Genomic DNA, 25003 nt, shown 5'->3' on the forward strand with positions numbered 1-25003 from the left:
CGGGTGCCGTCAAAACAATGACATCTGCCCTTCGTCCTTCGCCGGCTTGATCTTCGCCAGCGGCGCGCTTTCCGGCACCGGTTCGATGAGATCCGCGCCGACATTGGCGACCTTGTTCACCTTGTCCGATACCGGGATCATCTCGAAAAAATCATCCTGAACCGGCCGCATCAGATCGGCGACCTCGCGCGGCTCCTGGGTCTTGCAATCCAGCCAGCGGCTGAAATCCTCGGGCGCGATGACAACAGGCATGCGGTCGTGAATACGGCCAATCGCGGCATTGGCGGCGGTGGTGAGGATCGCACCGGTATCGACCTCCGAGCCATCGGCGGAAGACCAGGTTTCCATAAGACCGGCGAAGGCGACGATGCCGCCGCTTTTCGGGCGGATGAAATAGGGCTGCGGTTTGCCGCCCTCCTCCTTCGGCGGGCGTCGCCATTCGTAAAAGCCGGTGGCGGGCACCAGCACACGGCGATGGCGCATGGCGGCGCGGAAGGAGGCCTTGCCGATGGCGGTTTCCGAACGGGCGTTGATAAGCAGTGGAAAATCCTTCGGATCCTTCACCCAGCCCGGCAGAAAACCCCAGCGGACCAGCACGGCCCGGCGATTGGGCAGGTTGCTGCCGCGCTCCTGCCGCTCCCCCTCCATCACGACCAGAATGGGCTGCGTCGGCGCGATGTTGAAACGGGCGGGAAAATCCTCAAGGCCGATCAGATCGAGATAATCGGCGATCTCTTCCGGCGTCGCCTTCAGCACGAAACGTCCGCACATGCTTTTCTCCTCAACCCCTTGGCCCGAACAGGATGATGGCGGTGCCGGCAAGGCAGACGGCGCCGCCGGCAATATCCCACCGGTCCGGCGCATGGCCTTCCACGCCCCAGAGCCAGAAGAGCGAAGCGGCAATGTAAATCCCGCCATAGGCGGCATAGGCCCTGCCCGCCGCCTCTGTCGGCACCAGCGTCAGAAGCCACGCGAAAGCGGCCAGCGCCACCATGCCAGGCAGCAATATCCACCCGGTCTTGCCGAGTTTCAGCCAGGCCCAGAAGGAAAAACAACCGGCAATTTCGGCAAGAGCCGCCAGAACATAGATAAGATAGACCTTCATTCCACCGTCTTTAACATGCACAATCGCGCCAGTTCCGGACTATAAGCATCGGCACGGAAACCGGAATCGATTTTTCCGAGCCACGTACCACTATAGACAGGCCGGCAACGGCCGAAACAAGCGAAACCATTCATGACCCTCCGTATCAAGCCCCGCCCCGCCTCCTCCGCCATTGTCAGGAACGGCGACCGGCTGCTTCTCGTGCGCCGCATCAACCCGCCTTCGAAGGACATGTTCGCCTTTCCGGGCGGTCGCGGCGAAGACGGCGAAACGCCGGCCGAAACGGCGCTGCGCGAATTGCAGGAAGAAACCGGCATCGTCGCTCGCCGGCCGCAGCTTTTCGCGACATACGATCTTCCCTCGCGAGATGCGGCAGGCCTGCTGACGAGCCATTATTTCCTGTCGGTTTTCACCGTGGAAACCGACGCCGATCCGCTCGTGACTGTGGGTGACGATGCGGCGGATGCGGGCTGGTACACATTGGCGGAAATCCGCCTTCTGCCGGTGCCGGAAAGCGTCGTCGAATGCGCCGAGCGCCTGCTTGCATGATTGCCAGCCAGCCAGAATCGCTATTATCTAGGGCCGATCCGCCCGCCGGATGGTCGCGAGCCAACAGTTCACGAGCCAATAGTTCACGAGTATGTGTGGGGCAGAATAGAATTTTGATACGGCCAACCATCTTCCTGTCTCTTTTTCTGACAATGCTTGCCACCGCCGGGCAGCAGGGCGTCGCTTATGCGCAGCCTTCAAAACCCGGTTCCGAGGTGCGTCCGGCGGAAGCCGCGCCGCCCAAGCCCGCTCCTTATGACGACAAGCTCGCACGGCTGTCGGAGATACTGGGCGCGGTGCAATATCTCAGAACCCTGTGCCCTTCTTCCGGACCGGAGGACTGGCGCAGATCGATGAGCGATCTTCTGGCTGCGGACACGGCCAACGAACCTGAACGACGTCAGCGCATGACGGCTGCATTCAACCGTGGATACCGCTCCTTTGCGGCCATCCACACCAGTTGCACACGCGCCGCCATCATGGCAGAAGAGAACTACCGTAACGAAGGGGCAACACTCGCGCAGGAAATCGCGTCCCGGTTCGGAAATTAGAGGATTATTAACCTCTTTTCGCCGCAGGCCGTGCCGTTTTGATAAAAGGCTGCTAGTGTTGTTAACAGGGTGGTAAGGACTTGCCCGCCCTGTCGAGGATGAAAGATGCAGACAAGCCGTAACGAAATCGACGATATGATCGTGCATGAAAAGATGCAGGTCGCTCTGGAACACCAGAACGAGGCATGGGCTGACGGCATGGCCGACGGCATCGAGCCGGAGATCATCGCCGATGCCGCCATCGCTCTGGCCATGCGCGAAACCATCCGTATCCATGGCGAGGCCGGCGCTGAAGCAATGCTGGAATCGCTGCGCCAGCGCATGCTTCAGGGCGAATTTTCGCCGCAGCGGGTAATACAGTAAAGCCGGGGTCTATCATGTCTTGCCTGAGCAAGGGGCTTTTGCGCTCTTCCGCCCTGCTGTCCATCCTGCTTGCCCTGACCGCCGGGCCGATTGGCATGCCAGACCGCGCCTTTGCCCTTTCCGAGCTGAAGCCGGCGCAGAACACCGAAAGCGAGCCGAAGGCTGAGAATGGCGGTGAGCCGCAGCAGGCCCAGCCCGCGGAGCCGGACGAGATCGAAGGCGATTCGGAAGGCATTCCCCTGCCCGACCCTCTGGTGGACCGTTCCGCCAACCAGTCGAACCAGCAATCCTCCAAGCCCGACAACACGCCGGAAATGTCCGTTGTGATCGAGCACGACATTTCCAAGGCGCCGGAACCCGTGCGCAAGCTGCGCCAGCAGATCATCGAAGCCGCCGCCTCCGGCGATATCGAAAAGCTGCGGCCCTTCATCGCCGCCGGCCAGAAAGAATTCCGCATCGACGGCAATGACGGCGAAGACCCGATTGCGGCGCTGAAAAGCTATTCCGGCGATCCTGACGGTCTGGAAGTGCTGGCGATCATCATCGACCTGCTGTCGACCGGATATGCCCATATCGATGCCGGCACGCCTGACGAAGCCTATGTTTTCCCCTATTTCGCCGGAAAGCCGCTGAATACGCTGACTGCGCCGGAAAAGGTGGAGCTTCTGCGCATCATCACCGCGGGCGATCTGGCGGACATGCAGGAATATGGCAATTACAGCTTCTACCGGGTCGGCATTTCGCCCGACGGCAAGTGGAAGTTCTTCACCGCCGGCGATTGATCGCATCGCGGTGCTTGCCGTTCTCTGGCAAAAATCCTAACTGTGCGGAATGTGCATTCCGGCAAAGCGCATCTGCTTTTGCCGGAGATCACAGAGTCTCGACGAACCGAACGGTGACGCCATGCCTTCCGCCCTTCTTGCCGACCGCCGCCTGATCCGGGTTTCCGGCACCGGCGCCGAGGAATTTCTGAACAACCTTATCACCGCAGACGTTGAAAACCTGCCGGAAGGCGAAGCACGGGCCGCAGCCCTTCTGACGCCGCAGGGCAAGATCCTGTTCGATTTCATGATCTGGCGCGATGGCGGGGATTATCTGATCGAGACGGGCGCTGCCGAACAGGACGCGCTGCTGCGCCGCCTGACCATGTACAAGCTGCGTGCACCGGTCGACCTCAAAGCCGAGGCTGTCGAAGGCGTGAGTGTTTTCTGGAACGAGACTGCGCCGACGGCAGGCATTCGGGATGGTCGTTTCGGCAAAGCTGGCATCGATCTTTACCGTATACCGGGCGCGTCCGCATCCGGCGACATCGCGGCCTATGATGCGCTCCGTATCGAGCATGGCATTGCCGAATCCGGCCGGGACTATGTGTTGCAGGATGCTTTTCCCCACGATGTGCTGATGGATGTGAATGACGGCGTTTCCTTTAAGAAGGGCTGCTTTGTCGGTCAGGAAGTCGTCTCGCGCATGAAACATCGCGGCACGGCAAGACGCCGCGTCGTCACCGTTTCGGCCGAAGGCGCGCTTGCCGCCAGTGGGACGGAGATTACCGCCGATGGAAAACCGGTCGGCGCGCTCGGAACCGTTTGCGACAACAGGGCGCTTGCCATCGTTCGGATCGACCGCATTGCCGATGCGCTCGCATCCGGCACGCCGCTTCTGGCGGAGACTGTTCCGGTGACCGTGGCCCTACCGGTCTGGAGCGGCCTCTCCTTCCCGGCGGCCGATCCGGCGGCGCGGGCGGAGGACTGAGAGTGGCGCCCGCAAAAAGCCCGCGCGCCTGGCAGCGCATGCTGTCCGGCCGGCGGCTCGATCTGCTCGACCCTTCGCCGCTCGATGTGGAAATCGCCGATATCGCCCATGGCCTTGCCCGTGTCGCCCGCTGGAACGGCCAGACGCGCGGCGACCACGCCTTTTCCGTCGCCCAGCATTGCCTCATCGTCGAGACCATCTTCTGCCGCATGTGCGCGGGCGCGACGCCTGACGACATGCAGATGGCGCTTCTGCACGACGCGCCGGAATATGTCATCGGCGACATGATCTCGCCGTTCAAATCCGTGGTCGGCGGCGGTTACAAGACCGTGGAAAAACGGCTGGAAGCCGCCGTGCATCTGCGTTTCGGCCTGCCGCCGCATGCGTCGCGCGACTTGAAGGATCGCATCAAGAAGGCCGATACGGTCGCCGCCTTTTTCGAGGCGACGGAGCTTGCCGGGTTTTCCACCGCCGAGGCGCAGAAATTCTTCGGCCTGCCGCGCGGCATCACCCGCGACATGTTCGACATGACGCCCCTGCCCTCAACCGAAGCGCAGAAGCTGTTCATCGACCGTTTCGAGGCGATCGAGGCGCTGCGTGCGGTCAAGACGGGGAGCGCGCCATGACGGCCATTGTCGTATCGCCGCTATCGCGGATCGCGGAGATGGCCGTCAAACACAAGGCCCGCGAAATGGTGACGCTGATCGCCAAAGAGCAGTCCTTTCACCGCCCCGCCGTCATTGCGGCAGACCGGCATCTGACGCTCGCCATGAACGACATCGCATTCAAGGGCACCGCCGATCTCATCGCGCCTGACGATGCGCATGTGCTGAAGCTGATCGATTTCACCCGGCAATGGGACCAGTCCGCGCCGCTGCTCATCCATTGCTGGATGGGCGTCTCCCGCTCACCCGCCGCCGCCGTCATCGCCGCGCTCAGCCTTTATCCGGACCAGGATGAGATGGAACTTGCGCTGCGCCTGCGCGCCGTCTCGCCCTATGCCACGCCCAATGCCCGCATCATCGCCATCGGCGACTGTCTGCTCGGGCGCGAGGGCCGGCTGGTGGCGGCGATCAAAAAAATCGGCAGAGGCGCGGATACGGATGGTAACGTGCCCTTCGTGCTGCCGCTTGGCAACTGAGGCCGTTTTGTCGGAACCCTCACGGCGTCCAGTCGTTACCAACCCTGAAGAGCAATGAAAATCACAGGATAATTCATGGAACAACAGGCAACGGATATCATCGTCGCATCGCAGGCGGCGTTGCAGCAGGCAAGCGCGCTTGCGGTGCAATATTCCTTCTCGGTCGTCGGTGCGCTTCTGCTGCTGATCGTCGGCTGGCTGGCCGCCACTTTCCTGCAACGCTGGGCTTTTCAGGGCCTGTCGCGCATTCGCGGTTTCGATGCGACACTCGCCGGTTTCTTCGCCGGCGCCATCCGCTACGTGGTTCTCATTCTGGTGCTGGTCATGGTGCTTGGCCAGTTCGGGGTGCAGACGGCCTCCATTCTTGCCGCCCTTGGCGCCGCCGGTCTGGCCATCGGCCTTGCGTTGCAGGGCACGCTGCAGAATATTGCCGCCGGCATCATGCTTCTGGTGCTGCGCCCCTTCCGCGTCGGCGAATATATCGAGACCAGCACGGTCAGCGGCACGGTGATCGAGATCGGGCTGTTTGCGACCGAGCTGAAGACAAGCGACGGACTTTACCGTCTCGCGCCCAACTCCACGCTCTGGAACGTGCCCATCACCAATTACAGCCGCTTTCCCTCGCGCCGTCACGAACTCAGCCTGACAGTCAAGAATGATGAGGATCTGGCGGCCGCGCAGGATATGCTGATGAAAGTCGTGCGTTCGGAGAGCCGGGTTTTGCTGGATCCCGCCCCCGTCACCTTCGTCGATTCGGTCAGCGCCGACAGTGCCACCGTCAAATTGCGCTACTGGGTGCGCAGCGACACTTATTTCGCGACGACCCGCGATGTGACGAAAGCCATGAAACTCGCCTTCGACGAGCGCAAGGCGGAAGTGAGCGCCCAGCCGGCCTGAGACCTCACGTCTCCCTCTCTTTTCAAGCGCGGTGGCTGCAACAGCCACCGCGCTTTTTCGTTGCGCCACGTTGCAGTGCGCACTTGCATCCCGCGAATGCGGCCTCTATAGGTCGATACGTAATGTTATTACGTAACTATCTTTGTCGATATGAGAGGGCCGAAACAATGCAGAAGATACTCACCCGCGTCACCGGCGCCGTCGCACTTGGTTCCATGCTGCTGGCGGCGACAGCGGCAATGGCTGCCGGTGGCGACAAATCCGCAGCCCACAGCCACGACCATGGGCACGATCACGGCCACCAGATGACCGAGGCTGAAAAGCAGATTTACAAGGGTTATTTCGAGGATGCGCAGGTGAAGGCGCGCACGCTTTCCGACTGGGAAGGCGACTGGCAGTCGGTCTATCCCTATCTGCTGAACGGCTCGCTCGATTCCGTCATGGCCGAAAAGGCGGCGCATGGCGACAAGACGGCGGCGGAGTACCGCGCCTATTACGAGATCGGTTACAAGACCGATGTGAACCGCATCGTCATCAAGAGCGACAGCGTGGCGTTTTATAAGGACGGCAAACCCGCTGAAGGCACCTATGTCAGCGATGGCCATGAAATCCTGACCTACAAGAAGGGCAATCGCGGTGTCCGCTACATCTTCAAGAAAACCGGCGGCGATGAGGCCGCACCGCAATTCATCCAGTTCAGCGACCACTCCATCGCCCCGGTCAAGGCCGGCCATTACCATCTCTACTGGGGCAACGACCGCAAGGCATTGCTGGACGAAGTGACCAATTGGCCGACCTACTACCCGTTCCTGATGGACGGCGGCGATATCGTGGAAGAAATGGCGGCGCATTAACTTCGCACGACATTCCGGCACGGGCATAGTCTTCATGCCCGTGCCGCATTCCTTATTGCCCCATGGTGGAGCGATGCGCCCAGCCGGTCATGCGCTTTTCAAGCCAGGCCATGATCGCATACATGACGATGCCTTCCACCGCGAGCATCAGCAGGCCGGCAAAGACGAGCGGCACATTGAACTGGCTCTGCGCCGAACTCATCATGTTGCCGAGGCCGTAATTGGAGGCGACTGTTTCCGACACGACCGAGCCGACAAAGGCGAGCGTGATGGCGATTTTCAGCGAGCCGAAGAAATAGGGCATGGAGCGCGGAATGCCGACCTTCAGCATGATGTCCATCTTCTTTGCGCCAAGCGCCCGCAGCACATCTTCCGTTTCCGGCTCTATGGTGGCAAGCCCGGTCGCGACGTTGACGACGATGGGGAAGAAAGAGATCAGGAAGGCGGTCAACACGGCGGGCACCGTGCCGATGCCGAACCAGATGACGAGGATCGGCACCAGCGCCACTTTCGGGATGGCGTTGAAGCCGATCATCAGCGGATAAAGCCCGGCATAAATGGTTTTGGACCAGCCGATGAAAAGGCCGATGGCGAGACCGGCGGCCACCGCAATGGCGAAACCCAGCGTCGTGGTATAAAGCGTCTGCAGCGAGTTCTTCCAGATCGGCGACCAATATTGCACAATGGCCTGTCCGACCCTTACCGGTGACGGCAGAATGGTGGGCGGCATTTTCAGCGCGTAGACCAACAGTTCCCACAACACGAAAAGCGCCAGCGTATAAAGCCAGGGGGCGGCTTTCACCCAGTTGACGCGGGCAATCAGCGGCTTGCGCGGCTCGGCCGCGACGGTGCCTTCCATGATCGCGCTCATGCCGCCACCCTCGCCTGCGCGATCTCGCCATGCAGTTCCTGCACCATGTCGTTGAAACCCTTGTCATACATGATATCGAGCTGGCGCGGGCGGGCAAACGGCACGCGGTGTTCCGCCAACACCCGGCCCGGCCTTGCGCTCATCACGAAAATCTTGTCGGCCAGAAATGTCGCCTCGCGCAGATCATGGGTCACGAGGATGATGGTGACGCGCTGCGCGGCGTGCAGGTCGCGGATGACGCACCACAATTCCTCGCGGGTGAAGGCATCGAGCGCACCGAAAGGCTCGTCCAGCATCAGCAGTTCCGGTTCGTGGATCAGGGCCCGGCAAAGATTGGCGCGCTGCTGCATGCCACCGGAAAGCTGCCACGGATACTTCGAACCGAACCCCTTCAGGCCGACGATTTCCAGAAGGCGCTCGGCTTTCGCGACATACTCCGCCTTGTGGGCGCGCAGGCGTCGACGATGTTTCTCGACGATCTCCAGCGGCAGCAGGATGTTCTCAAGCGTGGTGCGCCACGGCAGCATCGTCGGGTTCTGAAACGCCATGCCGACGATGGAAACCGGCTCCGTGACCTGCCGCCCGGCAACGATGACATTGCCCTTCTGCGGAATGTGCAGCCCTGTCACCAGCTTCATCAGGGTCGACTTGCCGCAGCCGGAGGGTCCGACCACGGCCGCGAATTCACCCTTGTCGACCGTGAGATTCAAGCCGGATACGGCCAGCGTGCCGGCGGAGCCGCCATAGCGCATGTCCACACTGTCTATTTCCACGAGATGTGACATTGCTGTTCCCGTTTTAAGTTGCTGATCGGGCGGTTGAACCCTGCAGCGTTGCGGCTTGTTTCTTCTCCCCGCCGGGGAGACGGTGGCCCGAAGGGTCGGATGAGGGGGCAGCGCCAGCGATAGACCGAGAGCTTGCCCCCTCATCCCGCTGCCGCGGACTTCTCCCCGGCGGGGAGAAGAAGCATGCCGCACCCGCTCACTTCGTCCATTACGGAAGCATGCGTTCTTCCTTGGCCGGCAGGTAGGTCGCATCGAAGACCTGCTCCGCCTTGACGTTGCCCTTCAGGCCGAGAGAAACTTTCAGCGTCTCGATGGAGGCGGAAAGCCGGGCCGGATCGACGCCGCCCATGCCGTTTTCCACCACATAGGGCGTCTTGATATTCATGCTGTTGGCCATGTTAAGGCGTTCAAGCTCGATGGCGCTGTCGAGCGTCTCGTTGCGCTTGAGCACGGCCGCCACGCCCTCTTCGGGGTTCTTGACGGAATCGGCGAAGCCCTTGGCCAGCGCTTTCAGGAAGCCCTTCACGGCATCCGGGTTTTTCTCTGCGAAATCAGTGTTTACCAGCACCGCATTGCCATAGAGATTCAAGCCGTGCTCGGCCATCAGGATGGTCGATATATCGTCATCGGCGATGCCCTGCTTCTTGAGGTTGAGGATCACCGAAAAGGCAAAGCCGAAAACGGCGTCGACATCGCCCTTGGCGAGCATGGGCTCACGCACCGGAAAACCGATCGATTCGATCTTGATCTTGCTGTCATCGAGACCCGCCACCTGCTTGAAGGCGGGCCATTGCGCAAACGCGCCATCCGGCGGCGGCGCGCCGAGCTTCTTGCCTTCCAGCGACTTCGGATCGCCGGTGACACCGAGCGACTTGCGGCCCACCACGGCAAAAGTCGGGCGCTCATAGACCATATAAACGGCCTTGATCTTCTGGCTCGGATCCTCGTCGAGGAACTTCATCACCGAGTTGATGTCGCCGAAGCCCATCTGGTAGGCGCCGGTCGCCACGCGCGGAATGGCTTCCACCGAGCCGTTGCCGCTATCGATGGTGACATCGAGACCTTCAGCCTTGAAGTAACCCTTGTCGAGCGCCAGCAGGAAACCGGCGGCGGGGCCTTCGAACTTCCAGTCGAGCGTGAATTTCACCGGCGTTTCGGCCCGCACCTCTACGACCGGCAGCGAAAAACCAGCGGCTACACCGATGGCGGCAATGGCCAGAGCCCTGGTCAACAACCTGCGCGTTAAAATCATCTATTCCCCCTGATAGTTTTGTTGGATTGGTTGCATAAGACCCAATTCCAACCCTCAAGGCAAGATAAAATTGCATACAAAATAGCCGTTATTTTGTATGCTTATTTTATATGCACAAACGCGCACAAGGCAGGCAAAAAGCCGGCATTTTGCCCATCGCGCATGCAACGAAGCGAAAGCGGGATCGTTCACGCAGAGAACACAGCGTTCTCATTTGCCGGGGTTGCGGATCAGGGGCAGCGTGCGACAAATAGGGCCACGAACAGCAGGCGAAACAGCGGGACGGCAAGATGAATTCTGCACTGGGCATACACCACATCACCATGATTACCCGCAAAGTGCAGGCGAATGTGGATTTTTACGCCGGCTTTCTGGGCCTGAGGCTGGCCAAGCGCACGGCCGGTTTCGAAGACGCCATGCAGCTGCACCTGCTTTATGGCGACGATATCGCCTCGCCCGGCTCCCTTCTCACCTTTCTCGTCTGGGAAGATGGCGGCCAGGGCCGTGTCGGTTATGGCCAGACGCTGGAGATTTCCGTGGCCATCGATCCCGCCGCCATCGGCTTCTGGCTGACGCGGGCGCTGAAATTCGGCATCCGGGCGGAAGGCCCCTCCGATGAGTTCGGCGCTCCGGTCATCCGGCTGAAGGATCCTGACGGCCTGATCGTCAAGCTGGTCGGCACCCACGCCTTTGCCGATGCCACGCCGCATGTGACGGACGATATTTCCGCGCAGGACGCCATTCGCCGCATCTATGGCGCGACGGTGCTGAGCGAAGTGCCGGAAGAAACCGTGGCGTTTCTGGAGAAACATTTCGGTTACCGGCAGGAAAGCCAGGCAGGCGCAATCCGCCGGCTCGTTTCCGAAAGCGGCGACATTATCGACGTGCGCGACGCCACCGGCTTCTGGTCCAGCGCGCCGGGCACCGGCACCGTCGACCATATTGCCTTCCGGGCCAAGGACATGGACGAGCTGAACGCGGTTCATACGGGGCTGAAATCGCTGAATTCCAGCACCACCAATGCCCATGACCGCAAATATTTCCACTCGCTCTATGTCCGCGAACCGGGCGGCGTGCTGATCGAAATGGCGACCGACGGGCCGGGCATGACGGTGGACGAACCGTTGGAATCGCTCGGGGAAAAACTGTTCATCCCGCCGCTCTTCATGAAGGACGAGGCGGATGTGCGTGTCGCCCTGCCACAGTTTGCAATGCCGGGCGAAGAGCGCATCGTCTATCGCGACCTGCCCTTCGTGCACCGTTTCTATACGCCCGAGGAGCCGGATGGCAGCACCATCATCCTGCTGCACGGTTCCGGCGGCAGCGAAACGAGCCTGATGCCGCTCGCGCACCGGGCAGCGCCGCGCGCCACGCTTCTCGGCGTGCGCGGCCGCAGCACGGAGGAGGACATCGCCCGCTGGTTCCGCCGCAATCCCGATTTCAGCTTCGACCAGAAGGATATCGTCTCGGAAACGGAAGCATTCGCCGCCTTCGTGGAGGGGGCGATACGGTCCTATGGTCTCGACCGTTCGAAACTGCGGTTTATCGGCCATTCCAATGGTGCAAATTTCTACGCGGCCTTTGCCGCGCTTTATCCCGAACTTGCCGGAGACGCCCTGCTCTACCGCCCGATGCCGGTTCTGGAAACATGGCCGCAGTCCGATCTTTCCGGCCGCAATGTCATGCTTGTGGCGGGAGAACGCGACAAATATCTCGACAAGGCGCACGAATTGCAGGGCCGGCTGGCGGCGAGCGGAGCAAGAGCCGAGATGGAAACGGTTGAGGATGGGCATGAGCTCGGGGTTGCCGATATCGAAGCGGCGCGGCGCTGGCTGGCGGATGTTTCCTGACACGGCGGGCGGGCCTGTGCCACCCACTCGCCACCCAGCCATTCATCAACCGGGCCTTGCATAAGTTCACCAAAAGGGCTTTAAAAACAGCTTCGTAATTGGAGAGTCCGTTTGGAAATCCCGCTGTTTATCCTCGCCCTCGTCGCGGCCTTCATCTACACGCTGGTCGCGAGCATCCGCAATTCAAGTCGAATCAAGTCGCTGGAACGGGAAGTTCTCAGTCTCAAGCGGCTGATGGCTGCGGGCGTCACGTCTCCTGTGGCGGCGCAGGCGGAGAGCGCGGAAACCGCGGAAAAACCAGACTTCGCAGCGGAAACGGAAAGCGAAACCGCGCCGGGAGCAACAGCCTTCCAAGCTGAATACGCATCCGAGCCAGAAGAAGCCGCAGCCACGGAAGAGGTCGCGCGCGAAGAAGCACAGCCCGCACCTGTCGCAACGACTGTCGAATCACCGGCAACGAAGGAAAGCTTCGAAAGCCTGCTCGGCGCGCGCTGGGCCGTCTGGGCCGGTGGGCTGGCGCTGGCGCTCGGCGGTATTTTCCTCGTCAAATATTCGATCGAATCGGGGCTGCTCAGCCCGGCGGTCAGGCTGTCGCTCGCCGCCATTTTCGGCCTCCTCCTCGGGCTTGCCGGCGAGGCTGTCCGCCGCAAGGCGGTGCCGGGCATCGCCGCCACCTATTCCAACGCCATGATACCGGGCGTGCTGACGGCGGCCGGCGCCTTGACGCTGTTCGGCGTGGTTTATGCGGCCTATGGCATTTATGGCTATATCGGCCCCGGCGTGGCTTTTGGCCTGCTTGGGCTCGTCGCCTTCGCCACCATCGGGCTTTCGCTGCTGCACGGGCAGGCGCTGGCCGGTCTCGGCCTTCTCGGTTCGATGCTGACGCCGGCGCTGATTTCTACCGAAACGCCGAATATCTGGGCGCTCTTCCTGTTCCTCACCATCTCCTGGCTGGCAACAGCGGCCGCGGCGCGCAGGCAGGGCTGGACCGTGGTTCCCTCTCTCGCCAATGCCGGCCTCGGCCTCTGGGCGCTCGGCTATATCGGATTTTCCGAAACGATCAGCGCCGAACCGCCAACGCTTGCCCTGCTCGTCATGCTGGCGGGAACCATATTCCTCTGGCCCGGAAAGACATTCGACACGCCGCCTGCGGAGACCGGCGAAACCGCCGCTCCCGAGCGGCGCGCCATCCGCGCCCTGCGCCTTCTGCTGCGGCCGTCGCTTGCTCTCAATCTCACCGTGTCGATGGCCGTGATCCTGCCGGCCATGGGTTTCCTGTTTGCCGATGGCGGTATCGACACCCATCCGGCACTCATCGTTTCAGCGCTCATCGCCGCCCTTGCGGCCCTTGGCGCCGCCCGCCACTATGCGGTATGGCCCGCCATTATCGCAGCGCTCGGTGCGCAGGCTGCCGTGTCGCTGATGTCGCGGCAGGGCATCGACTTCATTGGCCTTATCAACGATACGTCCGTGTCCCTTCCGCCCGTATCGGTCGGCTACACGGCGGAAATCGCCATGGCGCTCGGCCTCGGGGCTGTCTTCGTGCTCTGCGCCTTCTCTTTCCTGAAACGCAAAGGCGCTGACGATGCGGATTTCGCCCAGCTCTGGGCCGGTATCGCAGCACTTTTCCCGGTCTGGCTCGCAACCGCAAGCTTTGTCGAATACGGCAATCTCGGCCGTGACTGGCTGCACGCCGCCTATGGCCTTGGCCTTGGGCTGGTGTTGCTTGCAGGCGCCGAGTGGCTGCACCGGCAGAACGACGAAGCCTATCGCAAGCCGCTGAACATCCTCGTGCTCGGCTCCTTCGCCGCCTTTACGCTTTGCCTGCACACGCTGACGGAGGGGCTTGCGACGACCGTGCTGCTCTCCGTCATCGGTTTCGTTTATGTGCTCGCGACACGTTACCGCAACTGGGATGTGCTGCCCTGGGTGATGGCCGTGGCGAGCGTTGCCGTTCTCGGCCGCATCGCCTGGGAACCCACCATTGTCGGGCCGCAGAACCTCGGCACCACGCCGGTCTTCAACGCGCTTCTGCCGGGTTACGGCATTCCCGCACTGCTGGCTGTCGCTTCGGCATGGCTGCTGCGCGACTGGCCGGGGGTCAGGGCGAAGAACTTCCTGCAGGCAATTGCCAGCGTCATGGGCCTTCTCGCCGTCGCCATCCTCATCCGCCACGCGATGAATGGCGGCACGCTGGATGACAGCGTGCCGACGCTTGGCGAACAGTCGATCTACACGCTGCTGACCATCGGCTTCTCGGGCGTCTTGATGACGCTGGACCTGAAGAGCCCCAGCCCCGTCTTCCGCTACGGCTCGATGATTGCCGGCGTGATTGCCGTCATCAATGTGCTGACGATGCATTTCTTCACGCTCAACCCCTATTTCACCGGCGAAAATACCGGCAGCATTCCGTTCCTCAACCTGCTGCTGATCGGCTACCTGTTGCCGGCGCTCGCCTATGGCGGCCTGGCCTATTATGCGCGCGGAAAACGTCCGCCGCCCTATGTCAGCATGCTGGCGGTGGCGGGCGCCGCACTCGGCTTTGCCTGGGCCACGCTTTCGGTGCGCCGTTTCTGGCAGGGTGAGAACATTGCCGACTGGAAGGGCTTCCTGCAGGGCGAGACCTATAGCTATTCGGTGGTCTGGCTGCTGATCGGCGTGTTGCTGCTCGTGCTCGGCTCGCGCTTCAATGCCCGCAGCCTGCGTCTTGCATCCGCCGCCTTCGTGCTGATCTCGGTTGCCAAGGCCTTCCTGATCGACATGAGCAATCTAGAAGGTGTGCTCAGGGCCCTGTCCTTCATCGGTCTCGGCGCGGTGCTGATCGGCATCGGCCTGTTCTACCAGAAAATCCTCACACGGAAGCCGCAGGCATGATCGCGGCCGAGGCTTTCGCGCCCTATGCGGCGCTTGCGCAGGATTTGATACCGCACGCCGCCGATACGGGCGACGGCTCGCATGATCTTGCCCATATTCACCGCGTCTTCCGCAACGCCATGCGCATCCATGCGGGCGAAGGCGGCGATGGCACCGTGCTGGCCGCCAGCGTGCTGTTGCATGATTGCGTGGCGGTGGAGAAGAACTCGCCGCTCCGCGCGCAGGCCTCACGGCTGGCTGCGGAAAAAGCCTCGGGCATTCTCGAGTCTCTCGGCTGGCAACAGGCGGATATCGACGCCGCCGCCCATGCCATCACCACCCACAGCTTTTCCGCCAATATAGAGCCGCAGACGCTGGAGGCGAAAATCCTTCAGGACGCCGACCGGCTGGACGCCATCGGCATGGTGGGAGCGGCGCGCTGCTTTTATATTGCCGGACGCATGGGTTCGGCTCTCTACGACCCGGTCGACCCGCTGGCGAAGGAGCGGCCGCTTGACGACCGCGCCTTTGCCATCGACCATTTCGAAACCAAGCTGTTCAAGCTGGCCGACGGCTTTCGCACCGAGACGGGCCGGCAGATGGCCAAGGCCCGCCATGAGCGGCTGAAACAGGTGCTGGACCTGTTTCTCGACGAAATTTGAGGAGACCCGAGATGCGTGTGACCGAGCTAAACATCTATCCGCTGAAAAGCGCGCGCGGCATTCCCCTCTCCGAAAGCACTGTTTCGGCAGAAGGCCTGCCGGGCGACCGCCGCGCCATGCTCATCGATCCCACCGGCCATTTCATCACCCAGCGCGAATTGCCGGCAATTGCCACGGTTCTGGCCCGGCATGACGATGGCGGCATGGTGCTTTCGCGGGAAGCGAATGGCGAGGTTCTCGCAAGACCTTCCGGGGAGCGCATGGATGTGGCGGTGTGGAAATCGATCGTCAGCGCCAATATCGCCGATGGTGAGACCAACGAGACGCTCTCGGCATGGCTGGGGCGTGAGGTGAAGCTGGTGTTCTTCGACGACGCCTCGAAACGTATTGCAAGCCTGGAATGGACCGGCAATGAAACGCCCGTCACCTTTGCGGACGGTTACCAGATCCTCGTCACTACCACCGCCTCGCTTGCCGCGCTGAACGACAATATGCGCGCCAATGGTGAGGACGCGGTCGGCATGGAACGCTTCCGGCCCAATATCGTGCTTGATACGGACGAGCCATGGGCCGAGGACCGCTGGGCGGCCATCGAGATCGGCGGCATTCGCTTCGATCTCGTCAAACCCTGCGCCCGCTGCATCATGACCACGCAGGACCAGACGACCGGCTCCCGCGATGTGCCCTCCCCCATGAAAGCCATGGGCCGCATCCGCATGTCCGGCGACCGGCGCGTGCCCGGCCCGCTGTTCGGCTGGAACGTGACGCCGCGGGGCGAAGGCAGGCTGTCCGTCGGTGATGTGGCGAAGGTGATCGAGGAAAGGCCGGAAGGCTGGGCGATCAAGCGGCGTTAGTCGGAGGCCGTAGTTTTAAGTTGATTTTCGAATAACAAAAATCAATCATGGGTTTATTTTCAGGAGATGTTCCATGGTCGATTTTTTCAATGTCATTTCAAATAATCATATATCCGTCGTAGCAACGATAGGCATATTGATGTGCGTGTCGGGTTTGCTTCTGTGCTTCTTTTCCGTTGGCAAAACACATGGGCTCCTGCTTGCTCTTGTCGGCGCCGTTTTTACCGCTCTGCCCTTCATCACCAGCATGAAGGTCAATAGGGACGGATTGGAGATTTTGACCAATAGCCAGAAGGCCAATATTGAACTGGCGACGACCGTAGCTAAGCAAACGCAAGCCATCGAGGAAGTGAAACAGGGGCTGGCGGCACTCAACACCGTGGTGCAAACATTTGCCAGCACGCCTGCCGCCGGGTCGGATAATTCCTTTACGCCAAAGATAAATTGGCTTCAAATCCAGAAGAATCTGAGCTCATCGATAGACAAATCAGACTCGCTCCTGGGCGATATTCAGCAGCGGCAGCAGAGCGTTGAGGATATTCTCGGCAAAAACGAGGCTCTGATAGGCAAGATGCGCTGACAGCGTCTTATCAATCCCATGAATAGTGGCCGTCAAGAAAAGTCGCTAGTGGGACCGGCTGACAAAAGATAATATTCATCCCATCGTAGCGGAATCTGCGGCAAGCCATGTCCCTATTTTTTTGGGACGCGGCGCCGCGATGGGGGAATATTCATGTCGCAAGCCACACGCCAGACCATGCCCTGGCTGATTATCGCCGCCGGGTCGCTGATCGCGGTCATGACCTTCGGCCCCCGTTCCGCCATGGGCTTTTTCCAGCTGCCGATGCTCGCCGATACCGGCTGGGACCGTTCCACCTTCGGTCTCGCCATGGCCCTGCAGAACCTCTTCTGGGGGCTCGGTCAGCCCTTCTTTGGCGCCATCGCCGATAAATACGGCACTGGCCGCGTGCTGGTGCTTTCCGGCCTGCTTTATGCCGCCGGCCTCATCTGCATGTCCTTCGGCACCTCGCCCTTCTGGCTGCATTTCGGCGGCGGCGTTCTCGTCGGGCTCGGCATTGCCGCCGGCTCCTTCAGCGTCATCCTTTCGGCCTTTGCGCGCCATGTCACGCCGCAGCAGCGTTCGCTCGCCTTCGGCATCGGCACCGCGGCGGGCTCAGCCGGCATGTTCCTGTTCGCGCCGATCAGCCAGGGCCTGATTTCCACCTATGGCTGGTCGGACAGCCTCGTCTGGCTTGCCGCGATGATGATGCTCGTGCCGCTGCTCGCCTTTCCGATGCGTGGCAATTCCTCTTCCGGCAGCCAGTCGCAGGTGCAGTTCCAGCAGACGGCGGGCGAAGCGCTGAAAGAAGCGCTCGGCCATAAAAGCTACCTGCTTTTGACCACGGGCTTTTTCGTCTGCGGTTTTCAGGTGGCCTTCATCACCGCGCATTTCCCGGCCTATCTCGGTGATATCGGCATCGAGCCGCGCTACGCCGTCATCGCCATGGCGCTGATCGGCTTCTTCAACATCATCGGGTCGCTTGCCGCCGGCGTCATCGCCCAGCGTTATTCGAAACCCTATCTGCTGGCCTATATCTATATCGCCCGTTCGGTTGCCGTCACCGCTTTCATGCTCCTGCCGCAATCGCCGCTTTCAGTCATCATCTTTGCGGCCGTCATGGGCATCCTCTGGCTTTCCACCGTGCCACCGACCAATGCGCTGGTGGCGATCATGTTCGGCACGCGCCATCTCGGCATGCTCGGCGGCGTCGTGTTCCTGTCGCACCAGATCGGCTCGTTCCTCGGCGTCTGGCTTGGCGGCTTCCTTTACGACAGGCTGGGTTCCTATGATCTCGTCTGGTGGCTGGGCGTCGGCATGGGGATTTTCGCGGCCATCGTGCATTGGCCCATTCAGGAGCGACCGGCTCCGAGGCCTGCAATGGCCTAGTCAGACAGCCTTATCGAGGGCGGGTGGCATCCCCCTGCCATCCGTCGCCCTACGCTCAAGCGCCTTCAGCGCGGCCTGCACGAAACCGTCGCGGGCGGCGTTTTCGTTGAGGCCACGCGGATCGTAGACATGCCGGTTGAGGAAATGAGCGGTGAGGCGGAAAGCCGCCGCGAGGCTGTCAGGATCGGCGGCCTTCGACTGGCCTTCGCTTAAGAAAGCCGGAAGCGACAGCATCCGCTCCGCATAGGGCGCACCTGCCGTGCGGCACACCGCCCTGCCCGTTTTCGGCGATACATAGATGAGGTCGGTGCGCAGCCCCGTCGCCGCGCATTCGGTAAGATCGAGCCCGAAACCGAGTTCGTTCAGCACCGCCAGTTCAAAGCGCACGAACAATTCCCCGGCATCGACGGGGTCATGCAGATTGTCGAGAATGATATCCAGCGCCTGATAGAGATGCGGGTGCGGATCGCGCTCCGGCAGAAGCCTGAGCAGAGCGCCCATGGCCTGCACGCCATAAACGGCGGTCGCCGTTTCCATCAGCTGCGCGGCGCGCAATTGCAGCGGCTCGATGCGGAATTCACCCAGATGATCGTGAAGGCGCGCCCGCCAGATGACATCCACCCGGTTGCCCGCCTGTAGCACGGGCTGCATGCTGCGGGAACGGCCGGAACGCACCAGCCCCAGATGGCGGCCACGCGAAGGGGTCATCACCTCGGCGATGACACTCGTCTCGCCATGGCGTTTGACGCCGAGAATGATTGCCTCTTCCTGCCACTGCATGAAACGCGTCCGAATTTCGATTCAGGATTTCGATTCAGGCCCGATCATACCCGATCTGGCGGCAAAACGTTATTCTTTTACGGCACCGTCAACCACGCCGACGAGGTTGAGAACGAAATCGATAATTTCGTTTTCCCCGAAGGGTTTGCCGAGCAACGGCGCGTGCGTGAGATCTTCCGGAAAACCCGTCGTGTCGCCATAACCGCTGACGAAACCGAAGGGAATGCCCGCATCGCGCAGCCCGCGCGCGAAATCGTAGCTCTTGCCGTCGGTGAGGCTGACATCGAGAAGCACGCAATCGGCGCCCTCCTCTTCGACAGCCCGCCTCGCCTGCGCAAGCGTGGTGGCGATGGCGACGGATTCCACCCCCATGGACTGGAGAACCGCTTCGACATCGAGCGCCACCAGATATTCATCCTCAACGATGATAACCCGTTGTGGCACCATATGTTTTCTTCTTCCCAAAAAAGAGGACCGCACGGCTCGAAGCTACGGTCTCCGACATGATTCTCCCGTCAGATAACACGACAGGAGTCGCAAATTGCGGCTCCGCCGTCATTTAAAAAAGACATGTCAAAGGAAGATCAGATGAAGGGTCTTTGCCGCTTTTCATCGCTTTCCCAACCCGCCACGTTGGTCAAGCCGGCATCGTCCAGCACCAGACAGCCCTTGTCCGTCCAGCGGATGAGACCGCGATCGACGAGCTTTCTCAAGGTCTTGTTGGTGTGAACGATGGACAGGCCGAGCGTATCGGCAACGTGTTGCTGGGTGACCGGGATCGGTGTTTCGCCGGGGATGAGGTTAACCGCTTTCGCCTTGCGATAAAGAAACGCGATCAGATAGGCGGCGCGTTCCAGCGCGGTGCGGCGGCCGATGCTGAGGAGGTGGTTGTCCAGCATGCGTTCCTCGCTCGCCGCGATCCAGGTGAGATCATAGGCAAGCGTCGGGTGATCGGTGAAGAGGTTGTTGAGGCGGGAGCGCTCGAAGACGCAGAGCGTCACCGGCGACAGCGCCTCCACCGAATGCTGCATTTCCCCCATCACCGTGCCCTGAAGACCGACGAGATCGCCGGGCATGACATAGTTGAGGATTTGCCGCCGGCCGTCCTCAAGCGTCTTGTAACGGAAAGCCCAGCCCTGCAGAACGGTGTAAAGATGGGCGCTGTGCGAGCCTTCCATCAGGATGACGGAGCCGCTTTCCACCGCAAGTTCCCCCGTCTTGAAACGCGATACGAAATCCAGTTCGGAAGAGGAAAAATCCCGGAAATGCGGCAGGTCGCGCAGGGGACATTGCTGGCACGGGGTGGTGGAAATTCCGTTCGGTTTTTTTGGCGACATGAATATCCATCATCGAAAAAGGTTGCGCCCAATTGTTTTGGAACAACCCGCCCGAACCTATTCGGTTCCCGATGGTGAGTGAAGATTCGTGAAGCGTACCTTGCACTCCTTCCTCACTCCTGTGCCCGTCACAGAAATCCAGCCGACGCGCGTCTGCGCGGCGGGAAGGACTCCTTTCAGCCCAAGGACTTGGGCTGGCTGAATCCCTGTGACAGGCACAGGGATGAGGGAGATGCCCGGCAACTAGCCCCGCGGGAACTCCAGTCCCATTTCACGGAAGCGCTCGGGGTCGTCGCCCCAGTTCTCGCGCACCTTGACGAACAGGAAGAGATGCACCGGCTGTTCGAGGATTTCCGACAGCTCCTTGCGCGAGGCGGTGGAGATGGCCTTGATCGCATCGCCGTTCTTGCCGAGCGCAATCTTCTTCTGGCTGTCGCGCTCGACATAGATCACCTGCTCGATGCGCACGGAGCCGTCCTTGCGTTCTTCCCACTTTTCGGTCTCGACATGCGAGGCGTAGGGAAGCTCCTGATGCAGGCGCAGGAACAGTTTTTCGCGGGTGATTTCGGCAGCGAGCTGGCGCATCGGCAGATCGGAAATCTGGTCTTCCGGATAATACCACGGGCCTTCCGGCAGTTCGGCGGCCAGATAGTTCATCAGGTCGTCGCAGCCCGAACCGTTGGTCGCCGAGATCATGAAGGTGCGGTCGAAGGCGACCGTCTCATTGGCGGCGGCGGCGAGTTTCAGAAGGTCTTCGCGCTTCACCTGGTCGATCTTGTTGAGGCAGAGGATCTTCTTCTGCGGGACATCCTTCAGACCTTCGAGAATGGTCTCCGCATCGCCCTTCAGGCCGCGTTCGCTGTCGATCAGCAGCAGGATGAGATCGGCATCCTTCGCGCCGCCCCAGGCGGAGGTGACCATGGCGCGGTCCAGCCGGCGGCGCGGCTTGAAGATGCCGGGCGTGTCCATGAAAACGATCTGGGCGTTATCGTGAATGGCGATGCCACGCATCACGGCGCGCGTCGTCTGCACCTTGTGGCTGACGATCGAAACCTTGGCGCCCACCAGACGGTTCACCAGCGTCGACTTGCCGGCATTTGTGGGGCCGATGAGGGCCACGAAGCCGGAGCGGGTCGGAAGGGCTGCATCTTCGCCAGTCATGGCGGGGTTTTCGTGATCGGTCATGATATCCATTCAAGGTCAGAGGTATTCAACATGCGGCCAAAGGGCCTGTCATGCGCTCGATGTTCAGCACCCGGTTCGCCGGGCGCTCAGTCCCGGGTGGAGGTCTTCTGCCAGACGCCTTCGCGTTCCAGCAATCTTGTTGCCGCCACCTGTTCGGCCGCGCGCTTGGAGCGCTCGACACCGGTTTCCGGCTTTACGCCGGGAATTTCGACAGTCACCGTAAAGCGGGGATCGTGATCCGGTCCGGAGCGATCGTCAACCCGGTAAGAGGGCGTGGTCGCAAATCTGGCATGCGCCCATTCCTGCAATTCGGTCTTGGCGTCGCGCCGACCGGCATCCACGCTGGTTGCGCGGCCCTGCCAGTATTTCAGAATGAATTTGCGCGATGCTTCCAGCCCGCCATCCAGATAGATGGTGGCGATCAGGCTTTCGACGACATCGGCGCGCACGTTCAGCATCGCCTTGCCGGTCAGTTTCTTCACATCCGAGCCGGTACGGATGAAATTATGCAGGCCCATCTCGTCACCGATCGCGGCACAGGATTCGGCGCTGACGAGCTGGTTCAGACGAACCGAAAGCTCGCCTTCGGTGGCGTTGCGGAAGGTGGAGAACAGCAATTCGGCAACGCAGAGACCGAGAACACGGTCGCCTAGAAATTCCAGCCGCTCGTAATTGCCGGCCGCCGCCGAGCGAGCACTGGCATGGGTCAAGGCCCGGTCGAGCCGGGCCTTTTCCTTGAACTCATATCCGATCAACGCTTCCAGACGGGAAATCTCGTCCGCCGAAAGCGGCTTGGTCTTGCTCATTCCACAACCTTGAAGAGGCGGTCCCAACGCATGTTGGCCGGCCATTCCCAAATGAGGCTGAACGGCGTGTCATTGCCCAGCGAGAAGAAGATGACGCTGGCGCGGCCGATCAGGTTTTCTTCCGGTACGAAACCGACGTCGAAGCGGCTATCGAGCGAATTGTCGCGATTGTCGCCCATCATGAAATAATGGCCTTCCGGCACCACGAATTCACGCGTGTTGTCGCCGCGCGAATCAGGCGACTGATCGAGCGTGTCATAGGTAACGCCATTGTCGAGCGTTTCGCGGAAGACCGGTACATTGGCGCCCGGATCGGCCCGGTAATCGGAAGTGAAGGTGCCATCGGGCTGCTTCGGCACCGGCTGGCCGTTGATGAACAGCACGCCGTTCGTCACCTGGATACGGTCACCAGGCAGGCCGACGAGGCGCTTGATGTAATCGACTTCAGGATTGGGCGGCAGGCGGAAGACCACGACATCGCCGCGCTTCGGCTTGCTGAATTCGAGAATGCGGCCCGAAAACAGGTTCGGCGAGAAAGGCAGCGAATATCTCGAATAGCCGTAGGAGAACTTGTTGACGAAAAGATAGTCGCCAACCAGAAGCGTCGGCATCATCGAGCCGGACGGGATCGTGAAGGGCTGAAACAGCACAGTGCGGATGACCATGGCCAGCAGCAGCGCCTGAATGATGACCTTGACGTTCTCCCAGAGGGCGTTCTGCTTCTTTTCAGCTTTTTCCGACACTTAAAGACCTGCCTGATTGTTTCCCGGCTTCTTCGGTTTCACGAAAGCCGCCGGGCCGTTGTTTTATCGCGTATGCGGCGGGCAAGCGGTTTTTACGCAGCCGGCAACGCTTTCATATTTCTGCGACTTCTCTAGAACCTTTCCAGCCCGAAGGGAAGCGCTTCTGTGACACGTCCGCAAATAGGACGCCAATGCGGCCTCACCGGGTCTTACCCGTTCACGGGAAGCGCCTCGATAATCACGAATGCCTGAGCGTAAGGAAAATCGTCCGTGATCGTCAGGTGAATATTGGCGCGGTGGCCGGCGGGCAGCAGCGCCGCCAGCCTTTCCCCTGCCCCATTGGTCAACACCATGGTCGGCTTGCCGCCCGGCAGATTGACGACGCCCATATCCTTCCAGAAAACGCCGTTCGCAAGGCCTGTCCCCAGCGCCTTGGAACAGGCTTCCTTGGCGGCGAAACGTTTGGCATAGGAAGCGGCGCGGTTCTTGCGGCCATCGGACTTGGCGCGCTCGATATCGGTGAAACAGCGATGGGTGAAGCGCTCGCCGAAACGTTCGATCGACTTTTCAACGCGGCGAATATCGATCAGGTCGCTGCCCAATCCAATGATCATTTCAGCATCTCCAGAGAAGCATTCTTGTTGGCGGCGCGATGTGCGAGATTTTCCATCTTGCGGCGCTGGAAACCGCTGATGAGACCATAGACGGCGATATAGGCGATGATTGCGCTGATAACGGCAGGAAGTAGCGCGCCGATGGTCATGGGTTCCAGCACCGGCGTCCATATCTGCCGGAATTCGAGATGGCTGAACAGCGCCACGAAATCCACATGCGCAGCGCTTTCCGTCTTCTGCCGGCCGAGGATGAAGTGCCCCAGCTCCCAGGTGGATGCCCAGATGAAGGGAAATGTCAGCGGATTGGCGAAGGTGGTGCCGAGCGCTGCCGCCACGAGATTGACGCGCATGAGAAAACCGAGCGCCATGGCGATAATGATATGAACGCCGAGAAACGGTGTCCACGCCACGCCGACACCGAGAGCGACACCGGCGGCAACCGAATGCGGAGAGGCGGAAAGCCGCAGAAGGCGCAGCTTCATATAGCGCAACGAACGGGAAAAACCCGTACGCGGCCAGAAGAGGTCGCGAATCTTCTCTGAAAAACCAACGGGTTCACGGCGGCGAAACGGCATGGAGGCAGTCTATTTCATCGCCCCGGCCGCGCCAAGAGCATCATAGATGACGCAGCGATTTCTTTTGCAGGTATATTCTCCGCGTCCGTCATTCCGGCCTTGAGCCGGAATCTAGCCGACGTGCGTCTGCGCGGCGAGAAGACTCTTTCCAGCCAAAGGACTTGGGCTGGCTGGATGCCGGATCAAGTCCGGCATGACGGACGCGGGGATGTCACGAATACAGTGAATAGCGAGCCTTCGATATCAGTCCCAATTTAGTGTCGTCTATTGCGACAGGGGAGTGAACCGGGTTTTTTTGCGGCGTATTGGTCAACCAGTTTGGGACAACCGCTTGAAGCGCGCATTCACATAGTTTTGCAGGATACAGGGGCGAGCGTGCCAACAACGGCCGCGCACCCTCCGAGTCTCATACGCATGGCGATGGGCTGCCATGCGCTGAGTGCATTACCGGCGGAACAGGCCGCGATCGATTTCGCGCTGGCGGAATTCCAGGTCGACATTCGATACCGAGCCGCTGAGATATTCGAATTCGCGTTCCTGGGTGGTCTTGCCACGAACGGCGCGGGCGATCTTGCGAAGCGGAGTAAACATGATTTTCGGTCCTTTCGGTTTGGAACTGGCGTTTCTCATCGGTGTTCATCCACCGGCACGCCGCGTTTCCTTCTCTTCAATTTCT

At 60.8% G+C, this 25003-nt stretch carries 29 protein-coding genes; 15 read left to right on the forward strand and 14 right to left on the reverse strand.

All coding sequences use genetic code 11. From position 1 onward, the window contains the following. Window positions 1-9 precede the first annotated feature (9 nt). Window positions 10-771, reverse strand: a complete 762-nt coding sequence (locus tag F3H58_RS06620; RefSeq protein WP_020811514.1) for an SOS response-associated peptidase — start codon at window positions 769-771, stop codon at window positions 10-12. A 10-nt stretch (window positions 772-781) separates the two neighbouring features. Continuing rightward, the gene (locus F3H58_RS06625; protein WP_149741610.1) at window positions 782-1105 is read right to left on the reverse strand and encodes a YnfA family protein; all 324 of its coding nucleotides are present in this window, start codon (window positions 1103-1105) and stop codon (window positions 782-784) included. A 132-nt stretch (window positions 1106-1237) separates the two neighbouring features. On the opposite strand from F3H58_RS06625, the gene F3H58_RS06630 reads away from it, so the two are divergent. From F3H58_RS06630 to F3H58_RS06670, 9 genes are all read left to right on the forward strand, one after another. After that, window positions 1238-1654, forward strand: coding sequence for an NUDIX hydrolase (locus tag F3H58_RS06630; protein ID WP_149741611.1), 417 nt, complete (start codon window positions 1238-1240; stop codon window positions 1652-1654). A gap of 113 nt (window positions 1655-1767) precedes the next feature. Further along, the gene (locus tag F3H58_RS06635) at window positions 1768-2205 is read left to right on the forward strand and encodes a TIGR02301 family protein (RefSeq protein WP_059752361.1); all 438 of its coding nucleotides are present in this window, start codon (window positions 1768-1770) and stop codon (window positions 2203-2205) included. 105 nt (window positions 2206-2310) lie between these two features. Continuing rightward, window positions 2311-2568, forward strand: a complete 258-nt coding sequence (locus tag F3H58_RS06640; protein ID WP_003501987.1) for a hypothetical protein — start codon at window positions 2311-2313, stop codon at window positions 2566-2568. 14 nt (window positions 2569-2582) lie between these two features. Next, on the forward strand, window positions 2583-3350 hold the full coding sequence (locus tag F3H58_RS06645) for a hypothetical protein (RefSeq protein ID WP_149741612.1): 768 nt from the start codon (window positions 2583-2585) through the stop codon (window positions 3348-3350). 121 nt (window positions 3351-3471) lie between these two features. Then, the gene (ygfZ, locus tag F3H58_RS06650; RefSeq protein ID WP_149741613.1) at window positions 3472-4320 is read left to right on the forward strand and encodes a CAF17-like 4Fe-4S cluster assembly/insertion protein YgfZ; all 849 of its coding nucleotides are present in this window, start codon (window positions 3472-3474) and stop codon (window positions 4318-4320) included. A gap of 2 nt (window positions 4321-4322) precedes the next feature. Beyond that, window positions 4323-4946, forward strand: a complete 624-nt coding sequence (locus F3H58_RS06655) for a YfbR-like 5'-deoxynucleotidase (protein ID WP_188128803.1) — start codon at window positions 4323-4325, stop codon at window positions 4944-4946. Further along, complete coding sequence (locus F3H58_RS06660; protein ID WP_149741614.1) at window positions 4943-5461, forward strand: tyrosine phosphatase family protein; 519 nt, start codon at window positions 4943-4945, stop codon at window positions 5459-5461. The genes F3H58_RS06655 and F3H58_RS06660 overlap by 4 nt, the downstream gene beginning before the upstream one ends. 75 nt (window positions 5462-5536) lie before the next feature. Further along, complete coding sequence (locus F3H58_RS06665) at window positions 5537-6358, forward strand: mechanosensitive ion channel family protein (protein ID WP_065654121.1); 822 nt, start codon at window positions 5537-5539, stop codon at window positions 6356-6358. Between the two features lie 167 nt (window positions 6359-6525). Beyond that, on the forward strand, window positions 6526-7212 hold the full coding sequence (locus tag F3H58_RS06670) for a metal-binding protein ZinT (RefSeq protein WP_142844795.1): 687 nt from the start codon (window positions 6526-6528) through the stop codon (window positions 7210-7212). Between the two features lie 52 nt (window positions 7213-7264). Here F3H58_RS06670 and F3H58_RS06675 read toward each other — a convergent pair whose 3' ends face one another. The 3 genes from F3H58_RS06675 to F3H58_RS06685 all read right to left on the reverse strand — a co-directional run bounded on the left by F3H58_RS06675 (window position 7265) and on the right by F3H58_RS06685 (window position 10120). Then, window positions 7265-8083, reverse strand: coding sequence for an ABC transporter permease (locus F3H58_RS06675; RefSeq protein WP_003520664.1), 819 nt, complete (start codon window positions 8081-8083; stop codon window positions 7265-7267). Continuing rightward, window positions 8080-8868: an ABC transporter ATP-binding protein gene (locus tag F3H58_RS06680; RefSeq protein ID WP_003520663.1), complete on the reverse strand. Its 789-nt coding sequence runs from the start codon at window positions 8866-8868 to the stop codon at window positions 8080-8082. The genes F3H58_RS06675 and F3H58_RS06680 overlap by 4 nt, the downstream gene beginning before the upstream one ends. 208 nt (window positions 8869-9076) lie before the next feature. Then, window positions 9077-10120: an ABC transporter substrate-binding protein gene (locus tag F3H58_RS06685; RefSeq protein ID WP_149741615.1), complete on the reverse strand. Its 1044-nt coding sequence runs from the start codon at window positions 10118-10120 to the stop codon at window positions 9077-9079. 290 nt (window positions 10121-10410) lie between these two features. Here F3H58_RS06685 and F3H58_RS06690 point away from each other — a divergent pair, with 290 nt between their 5' ends. The 6 genes from F3H58_RS06690 to F3H58_RS06715 all read left to right on the forward strand — a co-directional run bounded on the left by F3H58_RS06690 (window position 10411) and on the right by F3H58_RS06715 (window position 18287). Beyond that, on the forward strand, window positions 10411-11970 hold the full coding sequence (locus F3H58_RS06690; protein ID WP_149741616.1) for a VOC family protein: 1560 nt from the start codon (window positions 10411-10413) through the stop codon (window positions 11968-11970). A 111-nt stretch (window positions 11971-12081) separates the two neighbouring features. Beyond that, the gene (locus F3H58_RS06695; RefSeq protein WP_188128804.1) at window positions 12082-14844 is read left to right on the forward strand and encodes a DUF2339 domain-containing protein; all 2763 of its coding nucleotides are present in this window, start codon (window positions 12082-12084) and stop codon (window positions 14842-14844) included. Then, window positions 14841-15485, forward strand: a complete 645-nt coding sequence (locus F3H58_RS06700; RefSeq protein WP_080856174.1) for an HD domain-containing protein — start codon at window positions 14841-14843, stop codon at window positions 15483-15485. The genes F3H58_RS06695 and F3H58_RS06700 overlap by 4 nt, the downstream gene beginning before the upstream one ends. Window positions 15486-15496: 11 nt before the next feature. Further along, the gene (locus F3H58_RS06705) at window positions 15497-16339 is read left to right on the forward strand and encodes an MOSC domain-containing protein (RefSeq protein WP_149741617.1); all 843 of its coding nucleotides are present in this window, start codon (window positions 15497-15499) and stop codon (window positions 16337-16339) included. A 73-nt stretch (window positions 16340-16412) separates the two neighbouring features. Next, complete coding sequence (locus F3H58_RS06710) at window positions 16413-16919, forward strand: hypothetical protein (protein ID WP_078054121.1); 507 nt, start codon at window positions 16413-16415, stop codon at window positions 16917-16919. Window positions 16920-17072: 153 nt separating this feature from the next. After that, entirely contained in the window at window positions 17073-18287 is a 1215-nt protein-coding gene (locus F3H58_RS06715; RefSeq protein ID WP_188128805.1) for an MFS transporter, read from the forward strand. Here F3H58_RS06715 and recO read toward each other — a convergent pair whose 3' ends face one another. The 9 genes from recO to F3H58_RS06760 all read right to left on the reverse strand — a co-directional run bounded on the left by recO (window position 18288) and on the right by F3H58_RS06760 (window position 24918). Then, a complete protein-coding gene (gene recO, locus F3H58_RS06720; protein WP_149741619.1) occupies window positions 18288-19067 on the reverse strand; it encodes a DNA repair protein RecO in 780 nt (259 codons plus the stop codon). Between the two features lie 69 nt (window positions 19068-19136). Then, the gene (locus tag F3H58_RS06725) at window positions 19137-19514 is read right to left on the reverse strand and encodes a response regulator (RefSeq protein ID WP_149741620.1); all 378 of its coding nucleotides are present in this window, start codon (window positions 19512-19514) and stop codon (window positions 19137-19139) included. Between the two features lie 137 nt (window positions 19515-19651). Beyond that, entirely contained in the window at window positions 19652-20404 is a 753-nt protein-coding gene (locus tag F3H58_RS06730) for a Crp/Fnr family transcriptional regulator (RefSeq protein WP_065654134.1), read from the reverse strand. Between the two features lie 243 nt (window positions 20405-20647). Continuing rightward, entirely contained in the window at window positions 20648-21598 is a 951-nt protein-coding gene (gene era, locus F3H58_RS06735; RefSeq protein WP_162934056.1) for a GTPase Era, read from the reverse strand. 77 nt (window positions 21599-21675) lie between these two features. After that, entirely contained in the window at window positions 21676-22395 is a 720-nt protein-coding gene (rnc, locus tag F3H58_RS06740; RefSeq protein WP_149741621.1) for a ribonuclease III, read from the reverse strand. After that, window positions 22392-23138, reverse strand: coding sequence for a signal peptidase I (lepB, locus tag F3H58_RS06745; RefSeq protein WP_149741622.1), 747 nt, complete (start codon window positions 23136-23138; stop codon window positions 22392-22394). The genes rnc and lepB overlap by 4 nt, the downstream gene beginning before the upstream one ends. Window positions 23139-23347: 209 nt before the next feature. Then, window positions 23348-23752 carry a holo-ACP synthase gene (gene acpS, locus F3H58_RS06750; RefSeq protein ID WP_003521129.1) on the reverse strand — a complete coding sequence of 135 codons (405 nt, stop codon included), beginning with the start codon at window positions 23750-23752 and terminating at the stop codon, window positions 23348-23350. Further along, entirely contained in the window at window positions 23749-24327 is a 579-nt protein-coding gene (locus F3H58_RS06755) for a DUF2062 domain-containing protein (RefSeq protein ID WP_078054123.1), read from the reverse strand. The genes acpS and F3H58_RS06755 overlap by 4 nt, the downstream gene beginning before the upstream one ends. 444 nt (window positions 24328-24771) lie before the next feature. After that, window positions 24772-24918 (reverse strand): hypothetical protein, encoded by a 147-nt coding sequence (locus tag F3H58_RS06760; RefSeq protein WP_003496944.1) that lies wholly within the window; start codon window positions 24916-24918, stop codon window positions 24772-24774. Window positions 24919-25003: the final 85 nt, after the last annotated feature.

This window comes from Rhizobium sp. NFACC06-2, assembly GCF_900101425.1.
GTDB lineage: Bacteria > Pseudomonadota > Alphaproteobacteria > Rhizobiales > Rhizobiaceae > Agrobacterium > Agrobacterium leguminum.